The 25680-nt window shown below is 50.6% G+C and carries 24 protein-coding genes and 2 pseudogenes; 21 read left to right on the plus strand and 5 right to left on the minus strand.

Annotated features, from left to right (window positions below; translation table 11 throughout):
• Window positions 1–19: 19 nt before the first annotated feature.
• Together GBK04_RS16195 and GBK04_RS16200 are read right to left on the minus strand one after the other, a co-directional pair.
• Complete coding sequence (locus tag GBK04_RS16195; protein WP_152761416.1) at window positions 20–505, minus strand: hypothetical protein; 486 nt, start codon at window positions 503–505, stop codon at window positions 20–22.
• Window positions 502–912: a hypothetical protein gene (locus tag GBK04_RS16200; RefSeq protein ID WP_373331035.1), complete on the minus strand. Its 411-nt coding sequence runs from the start codon at window positions 910–912 to the stop codon at window positions 502–504. Before GBK04_RS16200 ends, GBK04_RS16195 begins: the two co-directional genes overlap by 4 nt.
• A gap of 369 nt (window positions 913–1281) precedes the next feature.
• Between GBK04_RS16200 and GBK04_RS16205 the strand changes: the two genes are divergently transcribed.
• The 10 genes from GBK04_RS16205 to GBK04_RS16250 all read left to right on the plus strand — a co-directional run bounded on the left by GBK04_RS16205 (window position 1282) and on the right by GBK04_RS16250 (window position 10289).
• Window positions 1282–2646: a Na(+)-translocating NADH-quinone reductase subunit A gene (locus tag GBK04_RS16205; protein WP_152761418.1), complete on the plus strand. Its 1365-nt coding sequence runs from the start codon at window positions 1282–1284 to the stop codon at window positions 2644–2646.
• A 193-nt stretch (window positions 2647–2839) separates the two neighbouring features.
• Window positions 2840–3895 (plus strand): NADH:ubiquinone reductase (Na(+)-transporting) subunit B, encoded by a 1056-nt coding sequence (locus tag GBK04_RS16210; RefSeq protein ID WP_373331459.1) that lies wholly within the window; start codon window positions 2840–2842, stop codon window positions 3893–3895.
• Window positions 3888–4607 (plus strand): NADH:ubiquinone reductase (Na(+)-transporting) subunit C, encoded by a 720-nt coding sequence (gene nqrC, locus GBK04_RS16215; RefSeq protein ID WP_373331036.1) that lies wholly within the window; start codon window positions 3888–3890, stop codon window positions 4605–4607. The genes GBK04_RS16210 and nqrC overlap by 8 nt, the downstream gene beginning before the upstream one ends.
• Before the next feature lie 70 nt (window positions 4608–4677).
• Window positions 4678–5361, plus strand: coding sequence for an NADH:ubiquinone reductase (Na(+)-transporting) subunit D (locus tag GBK04_RS16220; RefSeq protein ID WP_152761420.1), 684 nt, complete (start codon window positions 4678–4680; stop codon window positions 5359–5361).
• A 177-nt stretch (window positions 5362–5538) separates the two neighbouring features.
• Entirely contained in the window at window positions 5539–6153 is a 615-nt protein-coding gene (nqrE, locus tag GBK04_RS16225) for an NADH:ubiquinone reductase (Na(+)-transporting) subunit E (protein ID WP_152761422.1), read from the plus strand.
• 93 nt (window positions 6154–6246) lie between these two features.
• Window positions 6247–7551, plus strand: coding sequence for an NADH:ubiquinone reductase (Na(+)-transporting) subunit F (nqrF, locus tag GBK04_RS16230; RefSeq protein WP_152761424.1), 1305 nt, complete (start codon window positions 6247–6249; stop codon window positions 7549–7551).
• The gene (locus GBK04_RS16235; RefSeq protein WP_152761426.1) at window positions 7548–8543 is read left to right on the plus strand and encodes an FAD:protein FMN transferase; all 996 of its coding nucleotides are present in this window, start codon (window positions 7548–7550) and stop codon (window positions 8541–8543) included. The genes nqrF and GBK04_RS16235 overlap by 4 nt, the downstream gene beginning before the upstream one ends.
• Before the next feature lie 55 nt (window positions 8544–8598).
• Complete coding sequence (locus tag GBK04_RS16240; protein WP_152761428.1) at window positions 8599–9180, plus strand: Crp/Fnr family transcriptional regulator; 582 nt, start codon at window positions 8599–8601, stop codon at window positions 9178–9180.
• Window positions 9181–9238: 58 nt separating this feature from the next.
• Window positions 9239–9886: a hypothetical protein gene (locus GBK04_RS16245; RefSeq protein WP_152761430.1), complete on the plus strand. Its 648-nt coding sequence runs from the start codon at window positions 9239–9241 to the stop codon at window positions 9884–9886.
• Between the two features lie 46 nt (window positions 9887–9932).
• A complete protein-coding gene (locus GBK04_RS16250; protein ID WP_152761432.1) occupies window positions 9933–10289 on the plus strand; it encodes a bleomycin resistance protein in 357 nt (118 codons plus the stop codon).
• Between the two features lie 224 nt (window positions 10290–10513).
• Here GBK04_RS16250 and GBK04_RS16255 read toward each other — a convergent pair whose 3' ends face one another.
• Entirely contained in the window at window positions 10514–10903 is a 390-nt protein-coding gene (locus GBK04_RS16255) for a TraR/DksA family transcriptional regulator (RefSeq protein WP_152761434.1), read from the minus strand.
• Window positions 10904–11245: 342 nt separating this feature from the next.
• On the opposite strand from GBK04_RS16255, the gene GBK04_RS16260 reads away from it, so the two are divergent.
• From GBK04_RS16260 to GBK04_RS16275, 4 genes and pseudogenes are all read left to right on the plus strand, one after another.
• The gene (locus GBK04_RS16260) at window positions 11246–12523 is read left to right on the plus strand and encodes a Glu/Leu/Phe/Val family dehydrogenase (protein WP_373331037.1); all 1278 of its coding nucleotides are present in this window, start codon (window positions 11246–11248) and stop codon (window positions 12521–12523) included.
• 159 nt (window positions 12524–12682) lie between these two features.
• Window positions 12683–13716 (plus strand): annotated as a pseudogene (locus GBK04_RS16265) (sensor histidine kinase).
• Window positions 13713–14432, plus strand: coding sequence for an SGNH/GDSL hydrolase family protein (locus GBK04_RS16270; protein ID WP_373331038.1), 720 nt, complete (start codon window positions 13713–13715; stop codon window positions 14430–14432). Before GBK04_RS16265 ends, GBK04_RS16270 begins: the two are co-directional and overlap by 4 nt.
• Before the next feature lie 50 nt (window positions 14433–14482).
• Window positions 14483–14782, plus strand: coding sequence for a Dabb family protein (locus tag GBK04_RS16275; protein ID WP_152761436.1), 300 nt, complete (start codon window positions 14483–14485; stop codon window positions 14780–14782).
• Between the two features lie 127 nt (window positions 14783–14909).
• Here the strand turns inward: GBK04_RS16275 and GBK04_RS16280 are convergent, their stop codons facing one another.
• Both GBK04_RS16280 and murQ read right to left on the minus strand, forming a co-directional pair.
• Complete coding sequence (locus GBK04_RS16280) at window positions 14910–15941, minus strand: quinone oxidoreductase family protein (protein WP_152761437.1); 1032 nt, start codon at window positions 15939–15941, stop codon at window positions 14910–14912.
• A gap of 77 nt (window positions 15942–16018) precedes the next feature.
• Window positions 16019–16831 (minus strand): N-acetylmuramic acid 6-phosphate etherase, encoded by an 813-nt coding sequence (gene murQ / locus GBK04_RS16285; protein ID WP_152761439.1) that lies wholly within the window; start codon window positions 16829–16831, stop codon window positions 16019–16021.
• A 366-nt stretch (window positions 16832–17197) separates the two neighbouring features.
• Here murQ and ilvD point away from each other — a divergent pair.
• The 7 genes and pseudogenes from ilvD (at window position 17198) to GBK04_RS16320 (ending at window position 25631) form a co-directional block, all read left to right on the plus strand.
• Window positions 17198–18894 (plus strand): annotated as a pseudogene (ilvD, locus tag GBK04_RS16290) (dihydroxy-acid dehydratase).
• A gap of 55 nt (window positions 18895–18949) precedes the next feature.
• Window positions 18950–20686, plus strand: a complete 1737-nt coding sequence (gene ilvB / locus GBK04_RS16295) for a biosynthetic-type acetolactate synthase large subunit (RefSeq protein ID WP_373331460.1) — start codon at window positions 18950–18952, stop codon at window positions 20684–20686.
• A gap of 95 nt (window positions 20687–20781) precedes the next feature.
• Window positions 20782–21315 (plus strand): acetolactate synthase small subunit, encoded by a 534-nt coding sequence (gene ilvN / locus GBK04_RS16300; protein ID WP_152761443.1) that lies wholly within the window; start codon window positions 20782–20784, stop codon window positions 21313–21315.
• A gap of 217 nt (window positions 21316–21532) precedes the next feature.
• Complete coding sequence (locus GBK04_RS16305) at window positions 21533–22249, plus strand: class I SAM-dependent methyltransferase (protein WP_373331039.1); 717 nt, start codon at window positions 21533–21535, stop codon at window positions 22247–22249.
• A gap of 63 nt (window positions 22250–22312) precedes the next feature.
• The gene (gene ilvC / locus GBK04_RS16310; RefSeq protein ID WP_152761447.1) at window positions 22313–23359 is read left to right on the plus strand and encodes a ketol-acid reductoisomerase; all 1047 of its coding nucleotides are present in this window, start codon (window positions 22313–22315) and stop codon (window positions 23357–23359) included.
• 84 nt (window positions 23360–23443) lie between these two features.
• Window positions 23444–24715: a threonine ammonia-lyase IlvA gene (gene ilvA, locus GBK04_RS16315; RefSeq protein ID WP_152761449.1), complete on the plus strand. Its 1272-nt coding sequence runs from the start codon at window positions 23444–23446 to the stop codon at window positions 24713–24715.
• 61 nt (window positions 24716–24776) lie between these two features.
• Window positions 24777–25631, plus strand: a complete 855-nt coding sequence (locus tag GBK04_RS16320) for an AraC family transcriptional regulator (protein ID WP_152761451.1) — start codon at window positions 24777–24779, stop codon at window positions 25629–25631.
• Window positions 25632–25680: the final 49 nt, after the last annotated feature.

Genomic DNA, 25680 nt, shown 5'->3' on the forward strand with positions numbered 1-25680 from the left:
AAAAAACAATCCACTGTACCTAGCAACCGTTTCCGGAGCCCTGGGTAATAGGAAATCCCCGGATAATCGGGAACCATTGATACAGGGTGTAGCCAGCCAGTTTGATTACCCGCCGGGCCTGTCCCTTGTTCGGCTCAATAGGTTCGATGATCAGCTCATCGCCTTTCTGGGCACCCATCAGCAGCCTCCCGACTTCGATTTCATTTACCAGGCGGCTGTTGACGGAGGATGCCTGGGCGATCACGACGTCCCCGCGCTTGACATAAACCTGGAACGGGATTTTTTTAGCATTGTCGTTCGCTAAGGTACCCTCCACCAAGGCTAGTACACCTCTGGCATCCAGCAACATGGTGGATGTATATAAAGGGGCGCCATTGAACAGTACCCGATTGACGGAAAGATCGTCAGTTGTTTCCTTCCAGGTAAAACTGCTTTGGAACACGCCAAGGGTACCCACCAGCAGCAGAATACCCACTAATTTTGAGAGACTCGATAGATTTTTCATTGGATCAGGATTTCGTTGTGAGGCAATGCATATTGTTTGTTGAGGGTGAGCAGCACCAGGCGGTCGCCCTTCCGGCATTTCGCCAGTACGCTTTGGATGGCAATGCCGGTATAATCAGCGTTGGAAAATAGTGTCAGCGTATGGGTCTTTCCGTCCCGGATCGCCAGTTTGAAGGGGATGGCTCCTGTGGGTTTGCTGGCCGTGGCCGACAGTTCCACAGTCTGCACGGTTAGCTCGCCGATGGCGGTTGCGGGCAACACACAGGTACCTTTGGGACTGTACTCGTCAACCACTATGTCCTTATCAAGAAAAGCGGCGGTGCAGTGCTGAAAAGAATCCTGTGCAAAACACAAGCCCGCTAACAAACTGCACATACCGAGCAAAAGAAACCTAGTTCGTTTTTTCATGGATGTATTCGTTTAGAATGAAAGAATACTCAAAGCTATTGGCTCTTTTTCCCAATGTAGAAAATTGACCGTAAAAGAATGTAAAGGAAATGTAAAAGTTGGTAATTTGTTGCTTTTCAGACTTGTAAGCGCACGCGATTCGCCTTTAAGAACTTTTGTAGGACGTAGGAAGCGACGTGGCTATTCACAGATAAGGTACCTTGAGGTACCCTGTAAGGCTTTCAGAATTTTTTGAAAAAAGAGCAGTCAACTGCCTAGTATCAAATTATTTGGGTGAGTTTTTAAAAAAACGAAAATTATTTTGGCGCAATCAGTAGGAAAAGTCGCATAAATCCTTTGGTTTGTACTTTTAAGGGATTTGATAGTACGATGGCTAAACCAATTACTCTTCACAAAGGCTACGACATCAAGCTCGTTGGCGAAGCCGAATTCACCACATCCGATCTGCCCGTTTCCGAGGTTGTAGCCATCAAGCCGCCGGATTTTCCGGGCCTTGTTCCTAAACTCATGGTCGGCGAAGGAGATGAAATTCTGGCCGGACAGCCCCTTTTCTTCGACAAGAATAATCCACAGATCAAGTTCGTTTCTTCGGTTTCCGGCGAAGTGGCGGAGGTGGTTCGGGGTTCAAAACGGCGGATAATGGAAGTCAGGCTCATACCCGACCGCGGAGAGCGAAGGTACGTGCAGCATGAGCCCGCTGACCCGCTAATACTTTCCCGAGAAAACATCATCAACCGACTGCTCGAAGGAGGGTGCTGGAACTATATCCGTCAGCGCCCTTTCTCTCTGATAGCCAATCCCGAAGATACCCCCAAGTCTATTTTTGTTTCCTGCTTCGATACCGCGCCGCTGGCGCCTGATTTAGGATATATCGTAGATTTTGAGAAAGAAAATTTCCAAACGGGCCTCGCCGTTCTGAACCAACTGTCGGTGGGCAATCTGCACATTGGCGTTCGGGGAAAAGCGTCCGGAAAAGACCTCACCGAAAGTGATTTCAAGCAGGTACCCCATGAGCATATTCATCCTGTTCAGGGCCCGCACCCGGCGGGTAATGTCGGTATCCAGATCCATCATCTCGACCCGATCAAAAAAGGAGATATCGTATGGTACGTGCATCCGCAGGACGTCATCATCATCGGACGGCTGTTTCGCGAAGGCCGCTACCGCGCCGACCGCGTAGTAGCCCTCACGGGCAGTAGCGTGAAGGCACCGCAGTATTTCAGGGCTGTGACCGGGCAGACGCTGGCGTCCATTCTGAATACCCGGACCAAAGCCGATACGGCCCGGATCATTCAGGGCAATGTATTGACGGGTACCACATCCTCAGCCGATGATTTCCTGTCCCATTATACCAATCAGATTACCGTAATCCCGGAAGGTGACGAGCCCGAGTTTCTGGGTTGGCTTACGCCGGGTATTAAGAAACTGAGCCTTTCCCGTACTTTCTTTTCGTGGCTTTTTCCCAAGCGCAACTACCAGCTCGATACCAATATGCACGGCGAGGAGCGGGCGTTTGTAATGACCGGGCAATACGACCAAGTGCTTCCCATGAACATCATGCCCGTGGTTCTTTTAAAATCCATTCTGGCTCGTGACATTGAACGTATGGAGCAGTTGGGCATTTACGAAGTTTCGGAAGAAGACTTTGCCCTCTGTGAATTCGTTTGTACCTCCAAAATAGAAGTGCAGCGTATCATATCCGAAGGGCTGGAGCTAGTTCGGCTGGAAGGTTGAGCAACCTGACTTTAGACCCATGAGGGTCGATATATTCCCCTCATAGCTCGAACGTCGAACCTCAAATATCGAAAATCCATAAACAAGAGTCTGTGAAACCAATTAGAAACCTAGTCGAGAGCCTGGAACCTCATTTTAAGAAGGGGGGAAGTACGAAAAACTCCATCCGGCTTTTGATGCCCTCGCGACATTCCTGTTTGTGCCGGGCCACACCACCGAAAATGGCGTCCATATACGTGACGCCATGGATCTCAAGCGTACCATGTTCACCGTGGTCATCGCGTTGATACCTACCCTGCTCTTTGGGATGTGGAACGTAGGCTACCAGCATTATCTGGCTTATGGTATGGAGGTAGGTTTCTGGGAAAACTTTGTGTTCGGTTTCGTACGGGTTATGCCCATCGTGGTGGTATCCTACGCCGTGGGCTTGGGTGTGGAATTTGCCTTCGCAGTGGCCAAGGGGCATCAGGTCAACGAAGGGTACCTGGTCACGGGGATGCTGATTCCCCTGACTTTGCCCGTCACGGTTCCGCTATGGATGGTGGCTCTTGCCGCGGTTTTCTGTGTAATTCTGGGCAAAGAGATTTTTGGAGGTACGGGCATGAATTTCATGAATCCCGCCCTGCTGGCCCGCGCCTTTCTGTTCTTTGCCTTCCCGGCCTACATGACGGGCGACATCTGGACCGATCTTTCGCCTGAGCCTGGCCACGCGTTGGTGGATGCCTGGTCAGGGGCGACTAACCTGGTGGCGTTTGATACCAACTACACCAATATGAGTTCGGTTTCCAATATGTTTTGGGGTTTTGAGCAAGGCTCGATTGGTGAAACCAGCGTCTTTGCCATCCTGATCGGCGCCTTCATCCTGATTGCCACGGGGGTAGGAAGCTGGAAAATCATGACGGCCTGTTGTATCGGCTTACTCGGTATGGGACTATTCCTGAATCTGGTAGCTCCTGCCGATATACCTACCCATGCTATGCACACACCCGCTTATTATCATTTGCTTCTCGGTAGCTTTGCCTTCGGAGCCGTTTACATGGCCACCGATCCCGTCAGCGCCGCCCATACCGAAACCGGCAAATGGATTTACGGCATCCTGATCGGAGCCTTCACCGTCGTCCTCCGGGTGTTTAACCCTGCGTATCCCGAAGGAGTCATGCTCAGCATCCTGCTGATGAACGTTTTTGCACCTTTGATTGACCATATGGTCGTTGAACGCCACATTAAAACCCGACTAAGACGTGCATAGCAACCAATATACCTTAGTTTACGCGGCTGTGTTATCCATCCTGACCGCCGTAGTCCTGGCGGTCGCCGCCGAAGGGCTCAAACCCATGCAGGACGAAAACCTTGCCCTAGATACCCGCTCGAACATCCTGAAGGCGGTGCGCCTTGACTATACCGACCGGGCCAGAATTAACGAGACGTACGAGACCGCTATCGAGGAGCGGGTGGTGAATACAGCGGGCGAAGTGCTGGAGGAGAAACCCGTGCAGATTGATCTCAAGAATCAAATCAACAAGGAGCCTGCTGAGCGCAAGCTTCCACTTTATATCTATACGGGCGAAGGAGGCAAGAAGTACTACATTATTCCACTGCGGGGCACAGGACTCTGGGGGCCAATCTGGGGATATGTTTCGCTGGCGGATGACTTCAATACGGTGTATGGTGCCTACTTCGATCACAAAGGCGAAACGCCCGGCCTGGGAGCTGAGATTGCAGAAGCGCCATTCCAGAATCAGTTCGAAGGCAAGAAAATCATGGACGATGGCAAATTTGTTTCGGTCAATGTGTGGAAAACCACCTATAAAAGCCCGCTGGGTAATGAACACCGGGTGGATGCGATTTCGGGGGGTACCATCACCTCCAACGGCACCGATGCCATGCTGAAGAACTGTATTGCGCCCTATGTTTCGTATTTTGAGAAAATTGGCAATAAGAAGCAGGTAGCTTTGAAATGAGTGGTGAGTAGGTGAGCTTATAAGTCCGCTCATGCACTCCTGAACAATAAATTCATAAATTCTAAAAAATATGGCAGCACCTACCATCACCGACGCGCCTCCTATAGTAAAGCAAAAAAAAGAGGCCCTTTTTTCCAAAAAGAATCTTCAAACCCTGCGCGATCCGCTGGACGATACCAATCCCATCACAGTACAGGTACTGGGCATCTGTTCGGCGCTGGCCGTAACGGTGCAGGTCAAGCCTGCCCTGATTATGGCGCTGGGTGTGATGTTCGTGACGGCCTTTTCCAACCTGATCATTTCGCTCATCCGTAAATCCATCCCCACCAGGATCAGGATCATCGTGCAGCTCATCATCGTGGCCATGCTGGTGACGATCGTGGATCAGTTGCTGAAAGCCTACGTCTACGATGTCAGTAAAAAACTGGCGGTTTTCGTGGGGCTCATCATTACCAACTGCATTATCATGGGGCGGCTCGAAGCCTTTGCCCTGGCCCAGAAGCCCTGGCCGTCGTTCCTGGACGGCATCGGCAACGGACTGGGCTACGGGCTCATTCTGGTGATGGTGGCGGTGTTCCGGGAGTTCTTTGGCGCGGGATCAATTCTGGGCTATAAGCTGGTACCTCAGTGGGCCTACGACCACGGCTACGTCAACAATGGCCTGATGGTGCTCCCTCCCGCGGCTCTGTTCATCATTGGACTGTATATCTGGTGGCAGCGAAGCCGGAAAGAAGAATTAGTTAATGTATCGTAATAAGGTACAAAGGGGCAAAGTAGCAAAGGCACAAAGTATTTCTGTATTTCAAAGACAATTGTAGTCTGAAATAAGCTTTACAAGTGCAAACTACTTTTCGGATTCTGTACTTAGGAATCCTGTCAAACCACATTTTTTACTTTGTGCCTCTGTGCCTTAAAAAACTCCTGAACTCCCATGCAACACCTACTAAACCTATTCATCAAAGCCATTTTCGTCGAGAACGTAATCTTTGCGTTTTTTCTGGGAATGTGTTCGTTTCTGGCGGTATCCAAAAAAATAAAAACGGCCTTCGGACTAGGGCTGGCGGTAGTCTTCGTCATGGTACTCACCACGCCGCTCAATTACTTCATTCTGACTTACATGCTGGAGGAAGGTGCCCTGACCTGGATTCACCCGTCGCTGGCGAGTGTGGACCTGACTTTCCTGGCCTTTATCCTCTTTATCTCTACCATTGCCGGGGCCGTACAACTGGTGGAAATGGTCATTGAGAAGTTCCTACCGGCGTTATACACGTCGCTGGGCATATTTCTGCCGCTCATTACGGTCAACTGCTCCATTCTGGGTACGTCGCTGTTCATGCAGGAGCGTGAATATAATTTTGCCGAAACTGCCGTTTTTTCCTTTGGCTCGGGCATTGGCTTTTTCCTGGCTATCGTCCTGCTGGCCGGTATCCGCGAGCGGTTACGCTATTCCAACGTCCCCGCTCCTTTGCAGGGACTGGGTATCGCCATGTTCATCACCGCCCTGATGGGTCTGGCGTTTTTGAGTTTTTCAGGAATAAAGCTGTAACGGGATAAAGGGCGAACGGAAAAAGGTCAACGATTGATGTGAATTCGCGGAAGCAATTCTCTCATTCATCACTCATCATTCATCATTCAAAATATGGTTCCCGTACTTGCTGCCAGCGTTGTAGTCTTTATCCTGATCGTATTATTGCTGGCCTTTCTGATTCTGACCGCCAAAGACCGGCTCTTGCCGCAGGGCGATGTAAAAATTACGATCAATGGCGAAGAGGACGAGCCGCTGATCGTGAAGCCTGGTGGCTCGCTGCTGTCCACCCTGGCTGACAATAAACTGTTTCTGGCCTCGGCCTGCGGGGGCGGGGGTACCTGCGCCATGTGTACCTGCATGGTGTACGAGGGCGGGGGAGAAGTGTTGCCCACCGAAACCAACCACCTCAACCGCCGTCAGGTACGCGAACACATGCGGCTGGCCTGCCAGGTGAAGGTGAAGGAGGATATGAAAATCCGGATCCCCGAAGAGGTGTTCGGCATTAAGAAACTGGAATGCACCGTGGTGTCCAACTATAACGTGGCCACGTTCATCAAGGAGTTTGAGGTAAGATTACCCGAGGGCGAAACGCTGGATTTCAAGGCCGGGGGGTACATTCAAATCGATATTCCTGAAACAGTAGTGAAATACGAAGACATGGACATTACGGCCCATCCCGCCTACCATGACCGCCCCGACAAATTTCAGGAGGATTGGGACAAGTTCAACTTGTGGCCATTGACAATGGTCAACGAGGAAGAAGTATTCCGAGCCTATTCGATGGCCAATCACCCTGCTGAAGGAAACATCGTCAAATTGACGGTCCGCATTGCTACTCCTACCTTCGACCGAGCCAAAAACGGTTGGGCCGACGTAAATCCGGGTATTGCTTCGTCGTATATTTTCAGCCTGAAACCGGGGGATAAAGTCACGATTTCGGGTCCTTACGGGGAGTTTTTTATCAAGGATTCCGAGCGCGAAATGCTCTACATAGGCGGGGGTGCCGGGATGGCGCCCATGCGGTCGCATCTTTTCCATTTGTTCTATACCGAAAAAACCAAGCGGAAGGTCACGTTTTTCTACGGGGGGCGTACCAAAAAGGAGCTTTTCTACGTGGATGAATTCCGGCAGATTGAAAAAGACTTTCCCAACTTCAAATTCGTCATCGCACTCGATAACCCGATGCCAGAAGACAACTGGACGCTCAAAAAGGATATCGACGATCCCAATGGCGATGGCTTCAAAGGGTTCGTACACAACGTAGTAATCAATGAATTCCTGAAAAAGCATCCCGCCCCCGAAGACCTCGAAGTGTATTTCTGCGGCCCGCCTATGATGAACCAATCGGTCATTAAGATGGCTGACGACTGGGGAATACCCTCCGAGCAGGTAGCCTTTGACGATTTTGGCGGATGATGAGGTACCTGGTGGGTTTGGTGTTGCTGGGCTTTGTGAGTTGCCAGAAATCGCGCCCGGCCTACACCCAGCTCCAGGGCAATGCCCAGGGTACCACCTTCCGGATCGTGTATGAAGATACTGCCGCCCGGGATTTCTCGGCCCCGGTAGACAGCATCTTCCAGGTGATAGACCGCAGTATGTCCCTCTGGGATAGTACCTCAATTATTTCCTTGCTGAACGTGAACGATCCGGGGGTGCGTGCCGACGCACATTTTACCAGGGTATTCCGCAAAGCGTGGGAGGTATCTGATCAAACCGGCGGCTACTTCGATTGCACCGTGGGGCCGCTGGTGAAGAGCTGGGGATTTAGCTACAAGAAAAACCTGCCACCGCCTGATTCTGAACAGGTAGCTCGTTTGCGGCAACTGGTTGGCTACGACAAGGTCCGGTTACAGGAGGGAAGACTCATCAAGGAAAATCCTCAGATTCAAATTGATTTCAACGCTATCGCCCAAGGCTATACGGTGGATGTGCTCGCAGATTTTTTCAAAGCCAGGGGAATTAAAAACTACCTGGTGGAAGTAGGTGGTGAAGTACGTACCCAGGGCCTCAATGAGCGCGGCAAAATCTGGCGCATCGGTATTGATAAACCTGTGGACAATTTGGCAGTGGATCGCCCGCTGCAGGCCGTCGTATCCCTTGATGGGCAGTCGTTGGCCACCTCGGGTAGCTACCGCAAGTTTGTGGAGCGCAACGGCCAGCGCTTCAGCCACGCCATCGACCCGCATACGGGTTTTCCGATTACCCATCCGCTGCTCAGTATTTCCGTTCTGGCGCCCGACTGCATGACTGCCGATGCCTATGCCACCGCTTTTTTGGTGATGGGCCTGGAAAAAGCGATTCCGTTGGCAAAGCAAAAAGGCCTGGAAATCTATGGTATCTCGTCAGCAGAAAATGGGAAACTGACCGTGTACCAGTCCGAGGGATTTAGGACGGAAGCAGTGGAGTAGGGTAGGGTACCCTACGAAGTCAAAGGCCGGCACTTTTCTTCGCCATTAGCAAAAAATGTTCGAATCGATCCGAAGCTCCGTACAAAATCTGGGGTACTTTACCGACGCCGAACTGGCTTTGCTTGTCGGTAGGCTGAAAGTCATTCCCCTGGCAAGAGGTGGCTATTTGCTGCGCGAGGGCCAGGTTTGTCGGGCTGTGTACTTTGTCAACCGGGGTAGCTTTCGACACTACCAGGTAATGAACGAAATCGATGAGATCAATCTCAATCTGTTCATCGAAAACGATTGGATGTTCGATTACCAAAGCTTCACTTCGCAGAAACCTTCCCGTGCGCTGATTCAGGCGGCGGAGAATTCGGAAGTATTCGAACTGAATGTGTATGACCTACATGCACTTATCGGAGAATCCAGTACTTTTTTCAGGCTGGGGCATCTGCTGGAATCAGCGCTGGAAAGTTCTGAAAACCGCACCGCCAACCTGACACCCGAAACCAAATACCGGAAGCTTCTCCAGACCAAGCCTCAATTGCTTCAGCGATTTCCACTCAAACACATCGCTTCTTATCTGGGAATCACACCCGAAACGCTCAGTCGGGTCCGAAAGAAACTGGCCCGCTCACCTGATTTCTTGATTTGAATCAAGCTGTGCTTTCGGACGACTCGGCTACTTTTGCCCGAAACTTAGTCATAAACAAATGAGCCACCGCTTTGAGAAAAACGCCGGGATTGCGCTACTGGCGGGTTCGTTTTTAATGATAGCGACCATGATCCTGCATCCGGCGGGTGGTGACCTGAAACATCTCATCAAGATTCAGAAAATCATTATTGTTTCCCACTCACTCGCCCTTTTATCCATTCCGTTCAGCTTCGTCGGCTTTCTGGGGCTCACCCGCAGGCTGGGCACCGAGCATTTTCTTTCGCTCACTGCTTTTTCGGTCATGTCGTTCGGACTGGTAGCTGCCCTGGGAGCGGCGGCCACCAATGGGCTAGCCCTGCCCTTTTTTTTGCAAGATTATCAGGAAGCGTCCCCCGAAACATTAGCCACCGTCAAAATCATGGTGCGGTACAATTTCGCGCTCAATCATGCCTTTGATTACATACTTTTGGGCGCCATGTGGCTGGCTATTCTGTTCTGGTCGGTGACCGCGCTACTTACCAGTAAATTACATCAAGCGATAGGGTACCTTGGACTAAGCCTTACCCTGGTGGCTGGAATCTTAATAACGGCAGGCTATGATTTTGTAAGCCTTCAAGGATTCCGGCTGTTTGTATTGGGAAGCGTCGTGTGGATAGCGCTGGTAGGAGTTGCCATGATCCGCTCGAGGACGGTAAGAAAAGAGTAGAACCCAGTGAAAAAATGAGTTTTGAACCTGAACTAACTAATGTGATATGTTAACCGACATCAATCCTAAACTACCGATGCGTGACAAAGCCATTACGCGTGACTACTATTTGAGCCAATTAGGATTTGAAGAATTGGGTAGTGCCGATTATGAGGGGTACCTGATGGTAAAAAAAGATAAAATCCAGATCCATTTTTTCGAATTCCGGGATCTTGACCCCAAAGAAAATTATGGACAAGTCTACATTCGGACGAATGCCATCGACACATGGTACCAGGCGTTGTTGGACAAAAAGGTAAGTATCCATCCCAACGGGCACTTGCAAACCAAACCCTGGGGACAAAAGGAATTTTCTTTACTAGATCCTGATAACAACCTGCTGACGTTCGGACAAAACATCTGACAGGTACGTAGGGATAGCCGCATGAACTCAACACCAAGCGAAAGATAGTAGCCTACCTGAATCCGTCGAGTAATGCCCCGAAACGGCAAAGATAAGCGGGTCGTTTAGTATCAGTGCGGAATTGAAGCAGGGGTTTGTAGCAAAAAAGAAGGGTACCTTTTGGAAGTACCCTTGCTGGTGATTGATTTAAATAGAGGTAGGTCATACGCCTTCGGATGCTTGGGTTAGCTGATTCGTTTCAGTTTGGCCTCGATGGTCTGCTGGGTGTGGGGTACCACCCGCAGGCGCTCCTTGGGAATCAGCTTCCCGGTGTCAATACAAACCCCATAGGTACCATTCTTGATGCGTACCAGGGCGTTCTCAAGCTGGGTGGCGTACTTTTGCATGCGGGCGGCCAACTGGCTGAGGTTTTCGCGTTCGCTGGCATCGGCTCCATCTTCCAGAGCCTTAGAGGTACCTCCCGTAATGTCGGTGCCACTGTCGTTTTTCTTGCTCAGGGTACCTTTGATGTAATTCAGCTCGTTCATCGTATTGTCCAGTTTTCCACGGATCAACTCCTCGAATTCCCTAAGCTCCTCGTCTGAATACCGGGTCTTTTCGTCTTGCTTTGCCATACAGGTTAAGTGGTTATGAAGTAGTGTCTGTGTTTTTTCCGCAAAATTAAGGGTTATTACTTACAGTTTATCCAAACGGTTTCCTTTATATAAAATAAAACGCTCCTATCCATTTTTATTTTAGCCCCAAACACGAATTATAATTTTGGATTGCCGGTATTGGTGCGACGAACCTTCGGCACTTTTGGCGCGGTAAAATAGATTCTACGCATACGATAAAAATGAAATAATTTCAAGAAAAAATAGATTTTTGTTTTTATCGTTTCAAAAGGCGTAAGTTTGCAGTATGTACATAAATAATTCATCAACTTACTAAAATTCAGACAATTAACTCTTTGAATAATGACAACGTACCTGGAGCCCGCTCCAATTAAAGACAAGGAGAATCCGCTGGAATCCATGATGCAGCGCTTCGATAAAGCTGTACAACTACTGGGCATTTCGGATGAAATGTACCATATCCTGAAAATTCCGCGTAAGCAGGTAATCGTGGGGCTGCCCGTGACCATGGATAGTGGCGAAATCCGCACCTTTGAAGGCTATCGCGTGGTGCATTCCACAATTCTGGGCCCCAGCAAAGGAGGCATACGCTTCGATCCGGGCGTCAACCTCGATGAGGTACGGGCTCTGGCGGCCTGGATGACCTGGAAATGCGCCGTCGTGGACATTCCCTACGGAGGTGCCAAGGGCGGCGTAGCCTGTAACCCGCGCCAGATGTCGGCGGGCGAAATAGAGCGTCTCGTACGCGCCTACACCACCGCGATGCTCGACGTGTTCGGGCCAGATCAAGACATTCCCGCGCCCGATATGGGAACGGGCCAACGCGAAATGGCGTGGCTGATGGATGAGTACTCCAAGTCGAAAGGCATGACCGTACAGGCCGTTGTGACGGGTAAGCCCATCGTGCTGGGAGGGTCGCTGGGACGCACCGAGGCCACCGGACGCGGTGTGACTGTATCGGCTCTGGCAGCTATGGACAAGCTCAGGCTCAATCCCTACAAATCGACTGCCGCTGTGCAGGGATTTGGGAACGTAGGAGCCAATGCCGCTTCACTTTTGCGTGAGCGTGGCGTAAAAATCCAGGCAATCAGCGATTTGTCGGGGGCTTACTACAATGAAGCCGGGATAGACATCGAGGCCGCGATGGCGTACCGCGACCATAATGGTGGACAGTTGGAAGGCTTCGGCGGTGCTGAACCTATTTCGAGTGAGGAACTGCTTTCGCTCCCCGTGGATGTGCTGGTTCCGGCGGCTACGGAAGATGTCATCACCATGCGTAACGCGGGTTCCATTCGGGCCAAGATGATTGTGGAAGGAGCCAATGGACCTACCTCGGCGATGGCCGACGATATTATCAACGATAAGGGTATTATGGTGGTGCCGGATATTCTGGCCAATGCCGGCGGCGTGACGGTATCCTACTTTGAGTGGGTACAGAATCGTATTGGCTATAAATGGACGTTGGAGCGCATCAACCGCCGCAGTGACCGCATCATGAAAGACGCCTTCAACAAAGTATACAAGACTTCGCAGCAATACGGTGTATCGTTGCGTATTGCCGCCTATATCGTAGCCATCGACAAAGTCGCCAGCACGTATAAATTCCGGGGAGGATTTTAGGATAGTTGACAGTTGACAGAGGTCCGGGTAAAAAGTAGCCATCAAAATTCCTGAATAAGCTAACTTTGCTGAATATGAGTCGGGTCATTTTGGGTCAAACGGTCTATTGTTTGGCGAAAAACCACCTACTCTCCATTGTCAACTGTCAACTAAAAAATAGTGTCTCTGAGTCCCCGCGTCATCGCGTTTATTCTTGCTTTTCTGATTGCGGCCATCACCACGTCGTTTCTTACGTTCGTAGAGGGTGTTACGACCAGCATGCTATTCGTGGTGGGGTATCGGGCTTCGCAGGAGCATTTTTCCTGGTCCTGTACACTATTGAAATCATTGTGTATCGTGAGGTAAACAAGATGTACCGCACGATCAATAAACTCAAACTCAAAGATTTCAATATCTCCCGCAAGGCCCTCATCCGGGAGAACAATCCCTTGAAGCGTCTGAACGACGAGATTTTTGTTTATGTAGCCAAAAAGCAGAAGGAAATTGAAGAGCTTCGGAAGCTGGAGCAGTTCCGGCGCGAGTTTCTGGCCGATGTGTCGCACGAACTCAAAACTCCCATTTTTGCCGCCCAGGGCTTTATCCATACGCTGATCGACGGAGCAGTCGACGATGAGAAAGTACGGGATCGGTTTCTGAAAAAAGCCGCCAAGAGCCTCGATGGCCTCGACGCCCTGGTGCAGGATCTTGTGACGCTTTCGCAAATGGAAACCGGAGCCATCAAGATGAATATGGAGCGCGTGAATCTCCGCCTGATGGTGGAGGATATATTGGATCGGCTGGAAAAAATTGCGCAGGACCGGAAGGTCACCTTCAAGATCAAGCCCGATAAGCTCACCGAAGTATGGGTGAAAGCCGACGCCCAACGCATGGAGCAGGTAATGATCAATTTGATTGAAAATGCAATCAAATACAACAATGAGGGCGGAAAAGTCATCATCCATTTCGACGAGGACAAGAAGCACTACGGCATTTCGGTACGTGACAATGGGCCGGGGATTCCACCCGAACACCTTGCCCGCATCTTCGAGCGATTCTACCGGGTGGAGAAAAGCCGCTCAAAAGAACGCGGCGGTACCGGGCTGGGACTGGCCATTGTGAAACATATCCTCAACGGCCACGGTTCTAAGATAGCCGTTATGTCCAAGCTGGACAAGGGTACCACCTTTTCGTTTAAACTTGATAAAGCCGAATGAACCTGACCACACTCATTACAGGACTGGCCCTTTGCTGCCTGGCCTGTGTATCTGATAAAGAGACCTCCCTGCCGCCCGCCCCTGATCCCGTCATGGGTGCCGACTCTACCAAGGGGGTACCTTTCCTTTCTCTGGGCGACTCCTATACCATTGGCGAAAGTGTGCCCGAAGCCGACCGCTGGTCGGTGCAATTGGCCGAAATGCTGCGCAAGGATGGGATTGCCGTAGCCCCGCCCGACATCATCGCCCGCACGGGCTGGACCACCGCCGAACTGATGGACGGTATACAGGCGGCCCGTAAGGAGAAGAACTACGAACTGGTTTCACTGTTGATTGGTGTTAACAACCAATACCGTGGCCAGAGTATTGAGCGATTCCGCACTGAGTTCCGTAGTCTGCTGGAAACCAGCATCGCATATGCTGCGGGGCGCAAGGAGCGGGTGTTTGTGCTGTCTATCCCTGACTGGGGCGTATCGCCGTTCGGCGCGGGTAGCGACCGCGGCAAGGTAGCCCGCGAAATCGACGCCTTCAATGCCGTGGCGAAGGAAGAGTGCGACAAAGCCGGCATTCTTTACATCGACATTACCCCCCTTTCCCGCACTGGCCTGGGCGATCCCAGTATGTTCGCGTCGGATGGACTGCACTTTTCGGGCAAAATGTACGGCCTTTGGGCCATGGAAGCGCTGCCGAAGGTGAAGGGACTTTTGAGTAAATAAAGCCGACGTACCTTCTTTATCTATTTTTCAAACTATTCTCCATTCAACGCATGTTTGTACATACTGTATTTTTTTGGCTTAAAGAGAAGGACAACGATGAAGCCCGGCAGGCTCTGCACGAGGGGCTCAAGGAACTGGCTACCATCGCCGAGATTCAGACGGCCTACGTAGGTACCCCTGCCTCAACCCGTAGGCCCGTTATCGATCATACCTACGACTTTTCCATCACGTTCATCTTCCCGGACAAAGCCACGCAGGATATCTATCAGGATCACCCTGACCATCACAAGTTCATCGACGCCTGCAGTTCCCTGTGGGACCGCGTGCAGGTGTACGATGCGGTATCGTAAAAGGTACGAAAGGTTCGCCGTGCAACAGCCTTCCTAAGGGTACCTTTGAACAAAACAGGGGCATGGAGTCTAAATCCATGCCCCTGTTTTATTGTAGCCAAAAGTCCAGCGTCAAATAGCTAAATTCTTAATCTGCTATCTTCAGCACAATTTTCCCGAACTGCTCACCGCTGTCCATGTGGCGCAGGGCGGCTTCGGCGTTACTCAGTCGGAATATCTCATCCACGATGGGGACGATTCTATGTTCTTCGACAAAACGGATCATGGCTTCAAATTCTGCTTCCGTCCCCATGGTAGTACCGTGAATATTCAATTGCTTGAAGAACACCTTGGCTGGCACTATGTCGGTAATGTTCCCCGCCGTGCCCCCATAAAAGCATAGCGTGGCACCAGGGGCGGCGACATCGATCAAACGTGCAAATCCGCTGCCTCCGGCTCCGTCGATGATGGTGTCGAAATAGCCCGATTTGGGAGCATGGGCCTTGACCAGAAGATCACGGTGCCAGGTAGGTTCTTTGTAGTTGACTCCGCCCTTTACACCCAGGTTAATGGCTTTGCGGATTTTATGGTCGGAGCCAGAGGTAACCCATACTTCCGCACCCGCCGCAACGGCAAACTGAATTACGAATAAAGCCACACCGCCGCCCGCTCCGGTCACCAGCACCCGGCGGTTCGACGCTCGGTTACCGGGTTTGAAGCCACCGCGTGTCATCAGAGCCCGCCAGGCCGACAAAGCCGATAAAGGCAGGCAGGCTGCCTGTGCGAAAGATAAGTGTGCGGGCTTATGCATCAGATAATGAAGGTCCACTTTGATGTACTCGGCAAAAGTACCGTTCTCGGGCAAACCCAGAATAGTATAATCGCTGCCGTAGAAATCCGGATTATCGCCCCAATGATGCGAAGGATTGATGATTACTTCCTTTCCTATCCAGTAGTCGCTTACGCCCTCTCCTCCTTGGACAATCACGCCCGCGCCATCGGAGCCCAGAATGATGGGTGTCTTGATGTTGGGATAAAGTCCTTTTTGAATCCAGACATCACGATGGTTTAGCGAGGCCGCATGGAGGCGAACCAGTACCTCGCCTTTACCAGGATCGGGTCTTTCGACATCCTTAAATACCAGGGGTTCATTGACTTTTTCTAAAACAGCAGCTTGCATAGGGTAGGTTTTAGGATTTACTTATAAACAGGCTTTGTGAAGCCTGTGGGAGCATTCTTATTGAAAAAAATCTAGCCTTACTTATCACTTTTGCTTCCTGCTTCAATGGCTCCGCGCACACTGCCGTAGGCGTCGAGCAGGGCTTCGGCTTCTTCGCGTGGAATGTTCAATTCTTCCGTAACCATTCGGATGGCCCGCTCCACCAGTTTGTGGTTGGTCATCTGCATATCCACCATTTTATTGCCCTTCACCCGGCCCAGTCGAATCATCACAGAGGTGGAAATCATATTCAAGACCAGTTTTTGGGCAGTACCTGACTTCATACGAGTACTACCGGTCACAAATTCGGGGCCTACCACGACTTCCACCGGAAACTCCGCTGCCTGCGCCACGGCCGAGCCTTCGTTACACACAATACAGCCGGTCAGAATCCCCGCGCTCCGAGCCTCCCGCAGACCCCCGATGACATAGGGCGTACGGCCCGAAGCAGCTATACCGACCAGCGAGTCAAGATTTGTAATATGGTATTCTTCCAAGTCTTTCCAGGCTTGACTAGCGTCGTCCTCCGCAAACTCAACGGCCCTCCGGATAGCTGAATCGCCCCCGGCCATGATCCCGATCACCATGTCAAAGGGAACGCCGAAGGTAGGCGGACATTCTGAGGCATCTACCACCCCCAGCCGTCCACTCGTACCGGCACCAATATAAAAAAGCCGCCCGCCTTGCTTCATACGCCTGACAATCTGCTCCACCAATTGCTCGATCTGCGGGATAGATCGTTCAACAGCCAGGGGAACGGTTTGATCTTCCCGATTTATATTGACCAGTAGTTCGTGCACACTCATGCGTTCCAGATGATCGTAGCCTGAGGTGGTTTCAGTAGTAAGCATAAATACGAAGAATGGTATTATTTATAGTTATAAATAGCTATTTCGGTTATTATGTACCGAACAAAGGTAGTGAAACCTCTAAACTCTTTTTTAAACACGTAAAAAGTGAAAAAATGTTTGGAAAATAAAAAGATACCTTTCTTATTTGTGAAGGAATTACGCATCCAGCGAAATTTCACTAACAGAGAATTTCTTTTAAATTGATTTTATGAATCAGGCAGTCCACCTAGTCATTCTACTCGTCAGCATCCAATAGGATGTGAGTGGAATTGGTTTGCCAGCCCTAACGCCTCACTCACATGATCACTGAGTAAGGCTTTTTTTTTACCGTATCTTTTTTGAAATAAACTCGCTCTCCATAACCAGATGCCTACCACCGAAACCCAAAACCTAAACAAATACTCCCGTACCCTTACTCAGGAAGTTACCAATCCTGCCGCTCAAGCTATGCTTTATGGTCTTGGATTGAAAGAAAAGGATATGGACAAGCCCCAGATTGGCATCGCCAGCACGGGCTACGAGGGTAATCCATGTAACATGCACCTGAATGGACTTTCGGTGTATGTAAAGCAGGGTGTTCAGGCCCATGACATGGTAGGGCTAATTTTCAACACCATCGGGGTGTCGGATGGCATGACCAATGGCAACGACGGCATGCGCTACTCGCTACCCAGCCGTGACCTGATTGCCGATTCGATCGAAACGGTCGTCGCCGCCCAATGGTACGACGGCGTAATCACCGTGGTGGGTTGCGACAAGAATATGCCGGGGGCTATTATGGCCATGGCGCGGCTGGAACGGCCGGCGATCATGGTCTACGGGGGTACCATCCGCTCGGGACACTACAAGGGACAGAAACTCGATATTGTGTCTGCCTTTGAGGCGTTAGGAAAGAAGTTTGCCGGGAATATTTCCGATGAAGACTACAAGGGCGTGATCCAGAACTCCATCCCCGGTCCCGGTGCCTGTGGCGGAATGTACACCGCCAACACCATGGCGGCCTCCATCGAAGCTATGGGTTTGAGCTTGCCGTTCAGTAGCAGCTACCCCGCCACGCACGAAGGTAAACAGGAAGAGTGCAAGAAAATCGGGGCTGCCATGAAGGTACTGCTGGAACGCGAAATAACCCCGAAAGAAATTATTTCGCGTCAATCGCTGGAAAATGCGCTCACGGTAGTGATGGCGCTGGGGGGTCTACCAACGCAGCCCTGCACTATCTGGCCATCGCCCGTTCGGCGGGAATACCTCTGACGCTGGATGACATCCAGACTATTAGCGACCGCACACCTTTTATTGCAGATCTGAAACCCAGCGGCAAATATTATATGGAGGATATTCTGGCAATTGGCGGGGTACCTGCCATTACGAAATATTTGTATGATGAAGGACTCATTCATGGCGATTGTATGACCGTGACGGGTAAAACCGTTGCCGAGAATCTGGCGGAAGCTCCGGACCTGAACTTTGAAACCCAGAAAATCATTTTCCCTCTTTCCAATCCCATTAAATCTACGGGACATATTCAAATCCTGTACGGAAATCTGGCTCCCATGGGTTCCGTAGCTAAGATTACAGGGAAAGAGGGGCTATACTTCGAAGGTGATGCCAAAATTTGCGAACACGAGTCGGAAATTATCGACATGCTAGAGAAAGGTGAAATCCGGGAAGGCCATGTAGTCGTAATCCGTAATTCGGGGCCCAAGGGCGGACCGGGTATGTCCGAGATGCTGAAACCTACCTCGGCGGTTATGGGCGCGGGCCTCGGCGACAAGATTGCACTCATTACCGACGGCCGTTTTTCGGGAGGTACCCATGGATTTGTAGTGGGCCATATCACGCCCGAAGCCTACGAAGGCGGTCCCATTGCCCTTGTGAAAGATGGCGACAGAATCACAATCGATGCCAGTACCCGCGAACTGAAAGTACATATTTCTGACGAAGAGATGGCTGCCCGGAAAAACCAATGGGTTCAACCCCAGCCCCGGTTTACCAAGGGCATTCTGGGAAAATACATCCGCCATGTAAAATCGGCCAGCGAAGGCTGCGTAACCGACGAAATGTAAAGATCAACAACCTTATTAATACGTGAAGGTCATGGGAAAAAATGAAGCTAATTCGATGATCCTGGAAAGCATCGAGCCAGAATTGAAAACCGACGCGCTGAAACTGATGAACGGCTCCCACGCCGTTATCCGCTCCCTGATTGCGGAAGGTGTGAAAACCATTTTTGGCTATCCCGGCGGGGCCATCATGCCCGTGTACGATGCCATTTATGATTATCAGGAAGAAATTAATCATATTCTGGTACGCCACGAGCAGGGAGCCGGGCACGCTGCCGAAGGCTTTGCCCGCATCTCAGGCCAAGTGGGCGTGTGTCTGGTGACATCAGGGCCGGGTGCCACCAATCTAGTGACTGCCGTGGCGGATGCCATCATTGACTCTACGCCCCTGGTGTGCGTAGTAGGGCAGGTAGCCAAGCATCTGTTGGGTACCGATGCCTTTCAGGAGACGGACGTCATCGGCGTCACGATGCCCATCACCAAATGGAACTACCAGATTACCTCGGCCGACGAAGTACCGGAGATCATGGCCAAGGCTTTCTACATCGCCAAATCGGGCCGTCCGGGACCCGTACTCATTGACATTACCAAGAATGCGCAGTCAGAAATGATGACGAAGCCATTCGTCTATAAATTCTGTGAAAAACTGTTGGGGTACCGTCCCCGCCTGGTACCCAAGCAAGAGCAGGTTGAAAAAGCAGCTACCCTCATCAACCAGGCCAAACGTCCGTTCCTGCTGTTCGGGCACGGAGTCAAACTGGCCGGTGCGGAGCAGGAACTGATCGAACTGGTAGAAAAAACGGGCATTCCCTGTGCTTCTACCTTGTTAGGACTGTCGTCGGTGCCCGTAAACCACCCCTTGTATGCGGGCTGGCTGGGAATGCACGGGAACTACAGTACCAACCGTCTTACCAACGAATGTGACGTGCTGATCGGAATCGGACTACGCTTCGACGACCGTGTGACGGGCGACGCCACGCGTTATGCCAAGCAGGCCAAAATCGTCCACATCGAGATTGATCCGGCTGAAATTGACAAAATCGTGAAAGCCGACGCGCCCGTGGTAGGTGATGCCAAGGAAGCTCTCAAAATGCTGATGCCCCTACTTACCCCGAACAGCCACCAAGAATGGCTGAATCGTTTCAAGGCCCTCGACGCGGAGGAAAAGGACTGTATCACGACTCCTGAACTCGCAGCTACGACTGAAAAAATCAAAATGGCCGAAGTAGTGCGGATGCTTTCTGATAAGACCAAAGGAGAAGCGGTTATCGTAGCCGACGTAGGACAGCACCAAATGGTAACGGCGCGTTATTACGAGTTCAAGCGCAACAATTCCTTTATTACTTCCGGGGGATTGGGTACCATGGGCTACGCACTGCCAGCGGCTTTCGGAGCCAAAGTGGGTGATCCCTCCCGCGAAGTGGTAGCCATTATCGGCGACGGCTGCTTCCAGATGACTCTACAGGAACTCGGTACGATTGCCCAGAGCGGTTTGCCTGTCAAAGCGATCATCCTGAACAACAACTACCTGGGCATGGTACGGCAGTGGCAGCAGTTGTTTTTTGAGAAACGCTACTCATTCGTGGAATTGCAGAATCCTGACTTTATCACCATCGCCAAGGGGTTCGGCATTGCCGGGCATACCTGCGATCAGCGGGAGAATCTCAGCGATTCGCTAGATAAAATGTTGCAGTCTGACAAACCCTACCTGCTGGAAGTAATCGTGGAAAAAGAAGAGAACGTGTTCCCGATGGTAGCATCCGGAGCCTGTGTTTCCGAGATACGACTGAAATAATTATGAATTTTGAATGAGTGATTGAGTAAAAGTTTTCGGTTTCTACGAAAAAATAACTCCCTCAATCACTGGATCAATCATTCTATCATCGACCTATGACCTCATACACCATTTGTGTTTTTACCGAGAATTCCATCGGCCTGCTGAATAAGATCACGATCATATTCACCCGCCGCCGGGTGAATATCGAAAGTCTAACCGTGTCAGAAACCGAGCGCAAGGGCGTGTCGCGCTTCACTATCGTGATTAAGGAGGACTCGCGCGAGAAAGTGGAGAAAATGGTGCGCCAAATCCGTAAAGTCGTGGAGGTACTGGCCGTATTTGGCTACCTCAACGATGAAATCGCCTACAATGAGATCGCACTATTCAAGGTACCTACCCCCGAAGGTGCCAAACGACTGGAAATCGAAACCATCAATAAGGTTTACAAGGCCTGGGTTGTGTACTGGGGCCTGGACTATGTGGTGATTGAAAAAACCGGGACTGAGGAAGAAATCTTTGAATTTTTCAATTACATCAAACCTCATGGGATTCTCGAGTTTGTGCGTTCCGGGCGGGTGGCCGTCAGCAAATCGCCCAGGAGCCTGGTAGAGTACCTGCCCGAAGCCCAATGGGATTACTATTTGTAAAACCATTTTCCTGGTTTGGCGATAGGGTACATTTATGGGTTAAATATTTTGACATTATTATTGTTAACCTAAAAATATTATCAAACTCTTGATTAGTAGCAGATTGTATTTAATTGTATTGATCTGTTAATCCATTCGTGAATCCTTGTCGGAATGCTTTCTAGTAAGTTTTCAGTTGATTTGCGAAAAAGTATTCAGTAGACAAAAACTCATATTGGTGAAAAATACTCAATATATCGGGAATGAGTTAGGGCTATTTGCGTTGGCCGACAATTGGAAGGATTATTGGGCCAGTCAGGTGGTTCCGTATTTGGGTAGCAAAGTACTGGAAGTAGGGGCTGGGTTGGGAGGCACTACCCATTTGCTTATTTCAAAAATGGACAAACTCGATCAATGGATTTGCCTGGAACCCGATGAACGCCTGGCCAGTCAGATAAAGCCCTCCCTTGCAAGTGCCACTCGCAATGCGGACAAGGTCATAGTCGAGACAAGGTACCTTGCCGAGTATGATCCCCAGGCACGGTTTGATTCACTTATTTACATCGATGTGATCGAGCACATCGAAGACGATCGGAAAGAATTGGAGCTGGCTATGAAGTACCTGAAACCTGGCGGGCATCTGGTCGTGTTGGTTCCGGCGCATAATTTTCTGATGAGCCCCTTTGACAAAGCCATCGGGCATTACAGGCGCTACAATAAGAAAATGCTGCTAGATATTGTGCCTGAAAATGCAAAAATCGTGATGCATAAGTACCTGGATTCCTTTGGGTTGAGTCTTTCGCTGGCGAATAAACTTTTCCTGAAGCAGACATATCCCACAGAGAAACAGATACTGTTTTGGAACAATTTCATTGTGCCCGTGTCGAAAAAGCTCGACCCACTATTGTATTATAATCTTGGAAAGTCGGTCTTGCTGATTTGTGAAAGGAAGTAAGGCAGCCTTCTGGATACTTAATAATTTTATTTCTCAGATCATAACTAAAAAAACGTTTACCCAATGGCAAAGTTAAATTTTGGCGGAGTTGAAGAAGAAGTAGTGACCCGCGAGGAGTTTCCCCTTGAAAAAGCCCGTGAAGTATTGAATGATGAAACCATCGCGGTAATTGGCTATGGTGTACAAGGCCCTGGCCAAAGCTTGAACATGCGCGACAATGGCTTCAACGTGATCGTTGGCCAGCGTAAGGGAGGCAAGTCGTGGGACAAGGCCGTAGCCGACGGCTGGGTACCGGGCGAGACGCTTTTTGAAATCGAGGAAGCCCTCGAAAAAGGAACAATTATCTGCTACCTGCTTTCTGACGCTGCCCAAATCGAACTTTGGCCTACGGTAAAAAAAGCACTGACCCCCGGCAAATCACTGTACTTCTCGCACGGATTCGGAATCACCTATAAGGACAAAACAGGGATCGTACCTCCTGCCGATGTGGATGTATTCCTGGTTGCACCCAAAGGGTCGGGTACCTCGTTGCGCCGCATGTTTGTGGAAGGCAAAGGGCTCAATTCTTCGTTTGCCGTATTCCAGGATGCTACGGGCAATGCCCGCACCAAATGCATCGCCATGGGTATTGGGGTAGGTTCTGGGTACCTGTTCGAAACGGACTTTTACCGCGAGGTAACCTCCGACCTTACCGGTGAACGGGGTACCTTGATGGGCGCCATTCAGGGAATATTTGCTGCCCAGTATGAAGTGCTCCGGGCTAATGGCCACTCGCCTTCCGAAGCTTTTAACGAAACAGTGGAAGAACTAACCCAATCACTGATGCCGCTCGTGGCCGAAAATGGTATGGACTGGATGTATGCCAACTGCTCGACCACTGCCCAGCGCGGTGCACTCGACTGGTGGAAGCCTTTCCGTGATGCCACCAAGCCAGTATTTGAGCAATTGTACAACTCAGTGAAATCCGGCGAACAAGCCGAAATTTCGATCTCCCGCAACTCCCAGTCGGACTACCGCGTGAAGCTGGAAGAGGAGTTGGCCGAGCTGCGCGAATCAGAAATGTGGCAGGCGGGCAGCACCGTGCGCGGATTGCGTCCTGAGCGGGGATAAGCAATTTTGAATGGTAGAATGATAGAATGAGTGAATGATCGGATAACTTTGCGTTTGTCCAATCATTCACTCATTCTTCTTTTGATGGAAGCCAATCCCAGCGACAACCTCCCAAACGTACCTACTCTCGACGCGATTTTCTTGGCTGCCGAGCGGCTGCGGAATGTCGCTGCGCATACGCCCCTGATGCAGAACCTACACCTTTCTGAGCATTATGGGGCCAATATCTACCTCAAACGGGAAGATTTGCAGATTGTGCGTTCGTATAAAATCCGTGGGGCTTATAATAAAATGGCGAATCTTTCGCCCGAAGTATTGAGTAAGGGCGTCGTGTGCGCCAGCGCTGGAAACCACGCGCAGGGCGTAGCCTACGCCTGCCGAAAAATGGGCGTGCAGGGCGTCATATTCATGCCAACCACCACACCCGCCCAGAAAATCAAGCAGGTAGGTATGTTCGGGAAAGAATGGGTGACCATCCAGCTCGTGGGCGATACTTATGACGATGCCTACCACGCAGCCATGCAGTATCAAGCCACGCACGAAGCTACTTTCGTGCATCCGTTCGACGATGTGCAGGTTATGGAAGGGCAGGGTACCGTTGGGCTGGAGATATTCAAGGACGCCGATTTCAAGATCGACTACCTGCTGATGGCCATTGGTGGCGGCGGCCTGGCTTCGGGCGTTTCTACGGTTTTCAAACAGCTTTCTCCCAAAACCAAACTCATTGGCGTGGAGCCGCTCGGCTCACCTACCATGCAGCGTGCCATTGAAGAAAACCACGTGCTCACGCTGGATAAGATCGATAAATTTGTAGACGGGGCCGCCGTGCGCCGTGCCGGAGACATTACCTTCGAAATTTGCCGGCAAAACCTGGATCGGATTATCCTGGTACCCGAAGGCAAGGTCTGCTCAACCATCCTGCAACTCTACAACGAAGAGGCCATCGTGGCCGAACCCGCCGGGGCGTTGACTGTTGCCGCGCTGGATTTTATCAAGGATGAAATCAAAGGTAAAAATGTAGTAGCCCTGATCGGCGGCGGCAACAACGACATTACGCGCACCGAGGAAATCAAGGAACGTTCGCTGCTGTACGAAGGGCTGAAACACTACTTCATCATTCGCTTCCCGCAACGCGCGGGTGCTTTCCGCGATTTCGTGGATGTGCTGGGTTCCGACGTAGACATTACCCGCTTCGAGTACACCAAGAAAACCAACCGCGAGCAGGGTCCGGCTCTGATTGGCCTCGAGCTGAAAAGTCGGGAGGATTTTGCTCCGCTGCTTCGGCGCATGGACGAAGGCCGCATCGCCTATGAGTACCTCAACGACCAGCCGGATTTGTTTCAATATTTGGTTTAAATCAATAGAGAATTGAAAATGGTTTCTAATCTTAATTCTCCACTTTCCACTTTCAATTAACTTGTTAAGGGTACCCTCCGACATAAGCAGCCAGGAATTCGAGTCCCTGAAAATTCAGGACATGACGTTTGTGGCCTATCGCAACGAAGTGTACCCTTCGCGGTATGAGGTGTTTTTTGAAGAACATGCCGTAATTGTGGTACTGGAAGGCGAGAAAAAATTCAGCAGTCCGACGCAGGAAGTGCATGTACAGAAAGGCGATATCCTGTTTATTCAGCGGGGTTTTTACCTGATGTCGGAATCTATCCATGCAGCGTACAAGAGTTTGGTTTTTTTCTTTGATGAAAAATTGCTGAAAGAATTTGTAGGCCTGCACGGCGAGTTGTTTGAAGGTAGGTCTGAGGGGGAAGGTACCTCGCTGCAATCTCCGATTCTGCATTTACATTCTTCCGAGAATTTCTCACAGTTCGTCGGATCGGTGCTACCGTACTTTCGTTCCCAATCCAGTCTGAAAACGCATTTTCTCCGGCTCAAATTTCAGGAACTTCTGCTGCATCTGTTGGAAATCGATACCTCCGGCAATTTGCAGGCAATCCTGCTCAGCATCCACAAAGGGCAAAAAGCCGATCTGCGCTTTCTGATGAATAGCTACTCCCTCAAACCCCTAACCCTCAACGAACTAGCCCGGCTTTCGGGCCGTAGCTTGTCGGCCTTTAAGCGCGATTTTCAGGAAGAGTTCCACACGTCTCCCGCGCTGTGGATCAAACAAAAAAGACTGGAACACGCTGATCTTCTGCTTCGTACTACGAAAATGAATGTATCCGAAATTAGTAGCGAGATTGGCTACGAAAGCGTATCGCACTTTATTAAAAGCTACAAGGACAAATACGGTTTTACGCCCAAGGGCACCTCATGAACTAAAATCACTATTCTTTGGGCGTTTTACGTTATAGGGGTTCGGCAGG

This window comes from Salmonirosea aquatica, assembly GCF_009296315.1.
In the GTDB taxonomy this organism is placed as follows: Bacteria; Bacteroidota; Bacteroidia; order Cytophagales; family Spirosomataceae; genus Salmonirosea; species Salmonirosea aquatica.

What these genes read in the sequence shown, in the direction of transcription:
- murQ (WP_152761439.1), bottom strand. Translation starts at nt 16,831, where the DNA reads ATGCTTACTACTGAAACCACCTCAGGCTACGATCATCTGGAACGCATG.
- GBK04_RS16245 (WP_152761430.1), top strand. Translation starts at nt 9,239, where the DNA reads ATGAGCCACCGCTTTGAGAAAAACGCCGGGATTGCGCTACTGGCGGGT.
- GBK04_RS16280 (WP_152761437.1), bottom strand. Translation starts at nt 15,941, where the DNA reads ATGCAAGCTGCTGTTTTAGAAAAAGTCAATGAACCCCTGGTATTTAAG.
- nqrE (WP_152761422.1), top strand. Translation starts at nt 5,539, where the DNA reads ATGCAACACCTACTAAACCTATTCATCAAAGCCATTTTCGTCGAGAAC.
- ilvA (WP_152761449.1), top strand. Translation starts at nt 23,444, where the DNA reads ATGGAAGCCAATCCCAGCGACAACCTCCCAAACGTACCTACTCTCGAC.
- ilvN (WP_152761443.1), top strand. Translation starts at nt 20,782, where the DNA reads ATGACCTCATACACCATTTGTGTTTTTACCGAGAATTCCATCGGCCTG.
- GBK04_RS16220 (WP_152761420.1), top strand. Translation starts at nt 4,678, where the DNA reads ATGGCAGCACCTACCATCACCGACGCGCCTCCTATAGTAAAGCAAAAA.
- GBK04_RS16240 (WP_152761428.1), top strand. Translation starts at nt 8,599, where the DNA reads ATGTTCGAATCGATCCGAAGCTCCGTACAAAATCTGGGGTACTTTACC.
- GBK04_RS16235 (WP_152761426.1), top strand. Translation starts at nt 7,548, where the DNA reads ATGATGAGGTACCTGGTGGGTTTGGTGTTGCTGGGCTTTGTGAGTTGC.
- GBK04_RS16250 (WP_152761432.1), top strand. Translation starts at nt 9,933, where the DNA reads ATGTTAACCGACATCAATCCTAAACTACCGATGCGTGACAAAGCCATT.
- ilvC (WP_152761447.1), top strand. Translation starts at nt 22,313, where the DNA reads ATGGCAAAGTTAAATTTTGGCGGAGTTGAAGAAGAAGTAGTGACCCGC.
- GBK04_RS16260 (WP_373331037.1), top strand. Translation starts at nt 11,246, where the DNA reads ATGACAACGTACCTGGAGCCCGCTCCAATTAAAGACAAGGAGAATCCG.
- ilvB (WP_373331460.1), top strand. Translation starts at nt 18,950, where the DNA reads ATGATCCTGGAAAGCATCGAGCCAGAATTGAAAACCGACGCGCTGAAA.
- GBK04_RS16255 (WP_152761434.1), bottom strand. Translation starts at nt 10,903, where the DNA reads ATGGCAAAGCAAGACGAAAAGACCCGGTATTCAGACGAGGAGCTTAGG.
- nqrF (WP_152761424.1), top strand. Translation starts at nt 6,247, where the DNA reads ATGGTTCCCGTACTTGCTGCCAGCGTTGTAGTCTTTATCCTGATCGTA.
- GBK04_RS16270 (WP_373331038.1), top strand. Translation starts at nt 13,713, where the DNA reads ATGAACCTGACCACACTCATTACAGGACTGGCCCTTTGCTGCCTGGCC.
- GBK04_RS16200 (WP_373331035.1), bottom strand. Translation starts at nt 912, where the DNA reads ATGAAAAAACGAACTAGGTTTCTTTTGCTCGGTATGTGCAGTTTGTTA.
- GBK04_RS16275 (WP_152761436.1), top strand. Translation starts at nt 14,483, where the DNA reads ATGTTTGTACATACTGTATTTTTTTGGCTTAAAGAGAAGGACAACGAT.
- GBK04_RS16195 (WP_152761416.1), bottom strand. Translation starts at nt 505, where the DNA reads ATGAAAAATCTATCGAGTCTCTCAAAATTAGTGGGTATTCTGCTGCTG.
- GBK04_RS16205 (WP_152761418.1), top strand. Translation starts at nt 1,282, where the DNA reads ATGGCTAAACCAATTACTCTTCACAAAGGCTACGACATCAAGCTCGTT.